We start from the raw sequence: 6,148 nt of genomic DNA, 5'->3' as shown, positions 1-6,148 counted from the left end.
CAGTGCGCGAAGAAACAGGATTTCCTGATACGACCCGAAGTGGCACCCCGCTTGCACCGGCCACGCCTGTGGTTCCCGCGCGAAAGCCATGTTTTTCCATCCCGGAAGCCCTCGCGCGGGGGTCCCCGAGCCCCCAAAGCCGGAACATGACTGCTCCTGACCGCATCCGCCGCCTGGCCGTGATGCTCGCTTCTTCCTGCACGATGGCCGCTTCCCTGGCCGCCTGCGGCGTGTTCGCCGTGCCGCCCGAGGGAACGCCGCCGCCCGCCACCACCGGCCCGAACGTGATGCCCGACGAGGGCCCGCCGCCCGAGGTGACGGAGGCGCTGCTGAACCAGGGGCCGGACCCGCTGCGCCTGGGCGACATCGTGCGCCTGCGCATCTGGCGCGAGGCCGAGATGTCGGGCGACTACACCGTCAACGAGGACGGCGACGTGGTGCTGCCCCGCGTGGGCAACATCCACGTGGCCGGCGACCAGCCGGCCCAGGTGAAGACGCGTATCACCCAGGCGTTCGCGCGCTTTCTGCAGAACCCCTCCATCGAGGTCACGCTGCTGCGCCGGGTGCAGGTGCTGGGCGCCGTGCGCAACCCGGGGCTGTATCCCGTAGACCCAACGATGACGGTTTCCGATGCGCTGGCGCTGGCGGGGGGCACCACCACCGACGGCAGCCCCAACCGCGTGGTGCTCATCCGCGAGGGGGTGCGGCTTCCCGTGAAGCTGGAGGCCAACACCCCCATCGCGAGCGCGTCCATCCGGTCGGGCGACCAGATCTACGTGGACCAGAGGAGCTGGCTCAGCCGCAACACGGGCGTAGTCACCGCCGCCATCACGGGCGTGGTGAGCCTGATCATCGCCTTCGGCACCAGGTAGGAACCGATGGAACCCTTGATGCTGCCGGGGCAGGTGGCGCCGCCGCCGTACGTTCCCCCCGCGCCCGAGCCCGTGAAGGTGCGCGAGCTCTGGCGGATGATGAAGCGCCACCGCCTGCTGATCGGCGCCTGCACGGCCGTGGGGCTGGCGCTGGGGCTGCTTCTCGTTTCCCGCAGCCGGCCGGAGTATGTGGCGGCGGCCACGATCGTGGTCGACGACAACCGCGAGCGGGTGGCGCGGGTACTGGGGAACGAGGTGACGGACCAGAAGGGACGGATGGCCACGGAGATGGAGCTGCTCCGCAGCCGCCTGCTGGCCCGCGCCGTCGCCGACTCGCTGGAGCTTCGCGTCTCCGTGGTCAAGCCCGAGGGGGTTCCCCGCAGCCAGGTGCTTTCCGGGATTCGGCTGAACCCCGAGGCCGACACGGCTACCATCACCTTCGTCAAGCAGGCATACGGCGAGTTCGAGGCCCGCGACGCCGACGGCAGGGTGATCGGACGCACGAGCGCCGGCACGCCGATGCAGGTGCCGGGCGGGCAGCTGGTGCTGGCGCCCGAGGCCGTGGACCACCCCGAGTTCACCATCGCCATCGGCACGCCCGAGGGCGCCGCCGAGGCCGTTGCCAACCGGCTGGACATTTCGCAGCCGGCGGAAGATGCCGATGTCGTGCACGTCGCCTACCGTTCCTCGGACCCGGCGCTGGCCCGCGACGTTCCGAATGCGCTGGCGGCGCGCTATACGCAGATGCGGCGCGACATGCACGGCACCGAGGCGCGCAGCACCGTGCAGTTCCTGCGCGGCCAGGTAGACACGCTGCGCGGCCAGCTCACCGCGGCCGAGCAGCGGCTGCAGGCATTCCGCGAGCGTGAGGGCGTGGTGGCCCTGCCGGTGGAGGCGAGCACCCAGGTGACGCAGCAGGCGCAGCTCCAGGCGCAGCGCAACGCGCTGGAGGCCGAGCGCTCGGCGCTGGCCCGCAGCATCGCGCAGGCCCGCTCGTCCACCGGCCCGGGCGCGTCGTCACCCTACCGCAACCTGACGGCGTTCCCCACCCTCCTGCGCAACGAGACCGCCACGCAGCTGATCACGCAAATCGCGCAGCTGGAGAACGAGCGATCCAACCTGATGCGCACCCGCACCGCCGCCGACCCCGACGTGCAGCTGCTCACCCAGCGCATCGAGCAGATGGAGGGGCAGCTGGGGGGGATCGTAAACACGTACGTGCAGGGACTGGGCAACCAGGTGGCCGCCATAGACGCCAGCCTGGGATCGTTCGGGGCGCGGATGGACCGCATTCCCGCCCAGGAGGTGGAGCTCGCACGGTTGAGCCGGCAGACGGACGTGCTGGGCGGATTGTACGGACAGCTTCAGGCGCGCCTGAAGGAGGCCGAGGTGGCCGAGGCGGTGGACGAGCCGGGCGCGGTGGTGGTGGACCCGGCGACGCTCCCCTCCAGGCCGTCCAACGCCAGCACGCCCCTGATCGCCGGGGTGCTGGCCATGGTCGGCCTGCTGCTGGGCGTGGGCATCGCCTTCGCCCGCGAGTACGCCGACGTGTCGGTGCACACCCGCGACGACCTGCAGGCCGCCACCGGGTTCCCCGTACTGGGATGGGTGCCGCGGATGGGGGCCACCCTGTCGCCGGGGAAGAAGGCTCTGCGCGGGATGCGCCGGATGCTGCGTCCCGGCCGCGCCTCCGACTCGCACGCGGGGCGGGCCCTGGTGCCCACCGCCGGCATCGCCTCGCTGATGCCCGCGCTCCCCGCGGGTGCGCCCACCGCCACGGCCGATTCGTACGAGTGGCTGTACCGCAACCTGCTCTTCCTGAAGCCGGGCGAGGACGTGCGCGCGGTGCTGGTCACCAGCCCGCTGCCGGGGGATGGAAAAACGACCACGGCCGCGGGGCTTGCCTCCACGCTGGCCCAGCGCGGGCTGCGGGTGCTGCTGATCGACGCCGACCTGCGCCGCGGGGCGCCCGCGCCCCAGGGCGGCGGCGGCACGCCGGGGCTTTCGGACCTGCTGGCGGGCACCGTGGCCCTGGCCGACGTGGTGCAGCTGGTGAACGTGGGCGAGGGCCGGCAGCTTCACTACATCCCCGCCGGGCACCTGCCGCCCGACCCGGTGCAGCTGCTGGGGTCGCCGCGCATCCAGGTGCTGATGGAGTGGCTGCGCGAAAAGTACTTCATCGTGGTGCTGGACTCGCCCCCGCTGAACCTGTTCGCCGACGCGGCCGTGCTGGGCGCCTGCGCCGACGCCACGCTGCTGGTGTCGCGCGCCGGGGTCACGCCCTTCGAGGCGGTGGTGCACGCCGCCGAGCAGTGCCGCCGGGCGCGCATGCCCACCGTGGGCACGGTGCTCAACGACATCGTCCCCGACCGCGACCGCGACTACGACCCCGCCTACCAGTGGTACGAAGAGGGCCGCGCCTACTACGCCCAGGCGGGCTGACGAGCCGGGGGGAAGATCCCACGCGGAGGCGCGGAGGAAGCGGAGGAAGAGCGGAGAGTTCTCTGCCTTCCTCCGCTTCCGCGTCAGCCGCCGGCCGAAAGGGGCTCCGGGGATTCTGCGCGGATGCTGGCGTTTCGCGTAGCTCGCGCGCATCCTGTGAACGACGGCCCGGGACCACCCCCACCGGCCGAAGGACCCTTCCGTGCCCTCCGCGTCCTCCGCGCCTCCGCGTGACACCCCTCCCACCCAGCCGCACGCCGCGGCAGAGTTGCGGAACATCCGCATCCGCGACGATGTGCCCCATGACGGCCTAACTCGTTCCCAGATCAGGACGAGAGGGCACAAACAGGTGCGCCGGTGGTATAGAATTCGCTTTGATGGCGGCCTGGGGCCTCCGGGCCGTGCAGCACCCGACAAGAGCACTCCCGCCGCGAGGCGGGGCCGCAGAGCCAGGGGTCTTGGTTGGCGCAGGGGATCGCCAAGACAGCCCAGCCGCCGAAGGTGGTAGGACAAGCCATGCAGCGCAGCATCATCGCCCTCGAGGGCACCACCCTCCGGGGAGCACCCGAAATCGGCCCCCCGCCCGAAGTTCCGCGCGAAGTGCCGGCTGTTCCCGTCATCCACGAGCCCGCGTCGGTGCCGGTGCCGCCCACCCTCACGGTGTCGGCGGCGCCCACGATGCTCCCCTCGCGGGTTCCCGCGCTTCCCACCGAAGTGCAGCGGACGGTGGACACCTTCGCGTGCGTGGGGCTGCTGCTGGCGGTGTGGATCGGCACGGCGCTGGGCACCATGCCCGGCGGGCTGAACGAGGTGCTCAAGCTCCAGATCACCATCCGCCACGCGCTGCTGACCGGGCTGTTCGCCCTGCTGTGGCCGCGGCTGTTCTCCATGGCCGGCGTGTACGACGCGCACGTGGCGCCCAACCGCCGGCACGCCATCCTGCGCATCGTGGCCGCCACGGGGCTGGGCAGCTTCATCGCCATGAGTTTCGTGATGCCCACCCTGGCGGGGCCGTACCGCGTTCCCGCCGCGGCCGCGTTCTGGGTGGCCTCGGCCGCCATCGCCGTCGCCGTTCGCGTTCCGGTGTGGGCGCTGGCAAACTCGGCGGCGCGCACCCACGTGCCCCGGCGGGTGCTGATCATCGGCAGCGGGCCGCGCGCCCGGCGCCTGCGCGACGAGATCCTGTCGCGCCCCGCCGGCGGCGTGGAGCTGCTGGGATGGGTGGATTCCGACGACCACGCGCTGGACGCCCGGATGGACCTTCCCAAGGTGTGCAGCCTGGACGGGCTGGAAGACTGGCTGATGCACCACGTGGTCGACGAGGCGCTGATCGCCCTTCCGGTCAAGTCGTGCTACGCCGAGATCCAGCGCTCCATCGAGGTGTGCGCGCGGGTGGGGGTGGAGAGCAAGTACCTGGCGGACGCCTTCCAGGTGTCGGTGGCGCGGCCCCGGCTGGAGCACGACCGGGCGCTCCCCTTCCTGACCATGAAGACCTTCTGCGACGACCACCGCGTGCTCATCAAGCGGGCGGTGGACATCGTGGGGGCTGCCGCGGGGCTGCTGGTGCTGTCGCCCTTCCTGATCGGCATCGCGCTGGCCATCAAGTTCACCAGCCGCGGGCCGGTGCTGTTCGCGCAGGAGCGCTACGGGCAGAACAAGCGCCGCTTCAAGATGTACAAGTTCCGCACGATGGTGCCCAACGCCGAGGCGCTGATCGCGCACCTGGAAGACAAGAACGAGGCGATCGGCCCGATCTTCAAGATCAAGGACGACCCCCGCGTGACGTCGGTGGGCCGCTGGCTGCGCAAGACCTCGCTCGACGAGCTTCCGCAGCTGTGGAACGTGCTGATGGGCGAGATGTCGCTGGTGGGGCCCCGCCCCATGGCCGTGCGCGACGTGCAGCTGTTCGACCAGGCGTGGTTCATGCGCCGGTTCAGCGCGCCCCCGGGAATGACGGGGCTGTGGCAGGTGAGCGGGCGCAGCAACCTGGGCTTCGACGACTGGGTGACGCTGGACCTCAAGTACATCGACGAGTGGTCGATGACCATGGACATGAAGATCCTGGCCCTGACGCTGCCCACCGTGCTTCGCGGCACCGGCGCCGCGTGACTGGCCCGCCCGTTCGCGAAACCACGTGACCGATTCGCCCCCCACGGGGCGCACACTGGGCGCCCGAACTCTTTCGGCCGCCCAGTGGCGTCTTGGCACCTCCGTCGTGCAGGGGCTGCTGCAGTTCGCCACGGGCGTGCTGCTGGCCCGCCTGCTTCCTCCCGCCGACTTCGGCCTGGTGGCCCTGGCGCTGGTGGTGACCGGCCTGGCCACGCTGGTGGCCGACCTGGGGCTGGGGCCGGCCATCGTGCAGCGGCGCGAGCTGACCCCGCGCCACCTTCGCACCGCCTTTTCCGCGTCCATCCTGCTGGGGCTGGGCATTACCGCCCTGGTGGCCCTGCTGGCGCCGGTGGCGGGGGTGCTGCTGGCCAGCCCGCAGCTTCCGGGCGTGCTGGCCGTCCAATCGCTGCTCTTCGTGATGGGGGCGTTCGGCGTGGTGCCCCGGGCCATCCTTCAGCGCGAGATGAGGGCGGGGTCGCTGTTCACCGTCAGCGTCGTCAGCTACGTGGTGGGCTATGCCATCGCCGTCACCGCCCTGGCGCTGGCGGGCTTCGGCGTGTGGAGCCTGGTGTGGGGGTCGCTGATCCAGACAGGGCTGGAAAGCGTGCTGGCGCTGGCCATCGTCCGCCCGCCGGTGAAGCCGCTGCTGGGCCGGCCCGAGCTGCGCGACCTGCTGGGGTACGGCGCCAAGGCCAGCCTGAACGCCGTCGTCAACTACTTCGCGC

The 6,148-nt window shown here is 71.4% G+C and carries 4 protein-coding genes and 1 riboswitch; all 4 genes read left to right on the top strand.

The window, feature by feature from the left end:
* Nucleotides 1–146 precede the first annotated feature (146 nt).
* Nucleotides 147–872 carry a polysaccharide biosynthesis/export family protein gene (locus VIB55_RS22960; protein ID WP_331879010.1) on the top strand — a complete coding sequence of 242 codons (726 nt, stop codon included), beginning with the start codon at nt 147–149 and terminating at the stop codon, nt 870–872.
* Between the two features lie 6 nt (nt 873–878).
* Nucleotides 879–3,314, top strand: a complete 2,436-nt coding sequence (locus tag VIB55_RS22955) for a GumC family protein (protein WP_331879009.1) — start codon at nt 879–881, stop codon at nt 3,312–3,314.
* Nucleotides 3,315–3,722: 408 nt separating this feature from the next.
* Nucleotides 3,723–3,814: riboswitch (cyclic di-GMP riboswitch) on the top strand.
* 16 nt (nt 3,815–3,830) lie between these two features.
* Nucleotides 3,831–5,423 carry a sugar transferase gene (locus VIB55_RS22950; protein WP_331879008.1) on the top strand — a complete coding sequence of 531 codons (1,593 nt, stop codon included), beginning with the start codon at nt 3,831–3,833 and terminating at the stop codon, nt 5,421–5,423.
* A 25-nt stretch (nt 5,424–5,448) separates the two neighbouring features.
* On the top strand, nt 5,449–6,148 hold a 700-nt coding region (locus tag VIB55_RS22945; RefSeq protein WP_331879007.1), incomplete at its 3' end, for an oligosaccharide flippase family protein.

The sequence above is a fragment of the Longimicrobium sp. genome (assembly GCF_036554565.1).
Taxonomy (GTDB): Bacteria; Gemmatimonadota; Gemmatimonadetes; order Longimicrobiales; family Longimicrobiaceae; genus Longimicrobium.
The sequence above is the reverse complement of the archived record's forward strand: the minus strand, read 5'-3'. Positions and strand labels throughout refer to the sequence as shown.

Excerpts from the sequence above, each read along its gene's own strand:
- VIB55_RS22960 (WP_331879010.1), top strand. The coding sequence starts at position 147 with ATGACTGCTCCTGACCGCATCCGCCGCCTGGCCGTGATGCTCGCTTCT.
- VIB55_RS22955 (WP_331879009.1), top strand. The coding sequence starts at position 879 with ATGGAACCCTTGATGCTGCCGGGGCAGGTGGCGCCGCCGCCGTACGTT.
- VIB55_RS22950 (WP_331879008.1), top strand. The coding sequence starts at position 3,831 with ATGCAGCGCAGCATCATCGCCCTCGAGGGCACCACCCTCCGGGGAGCA.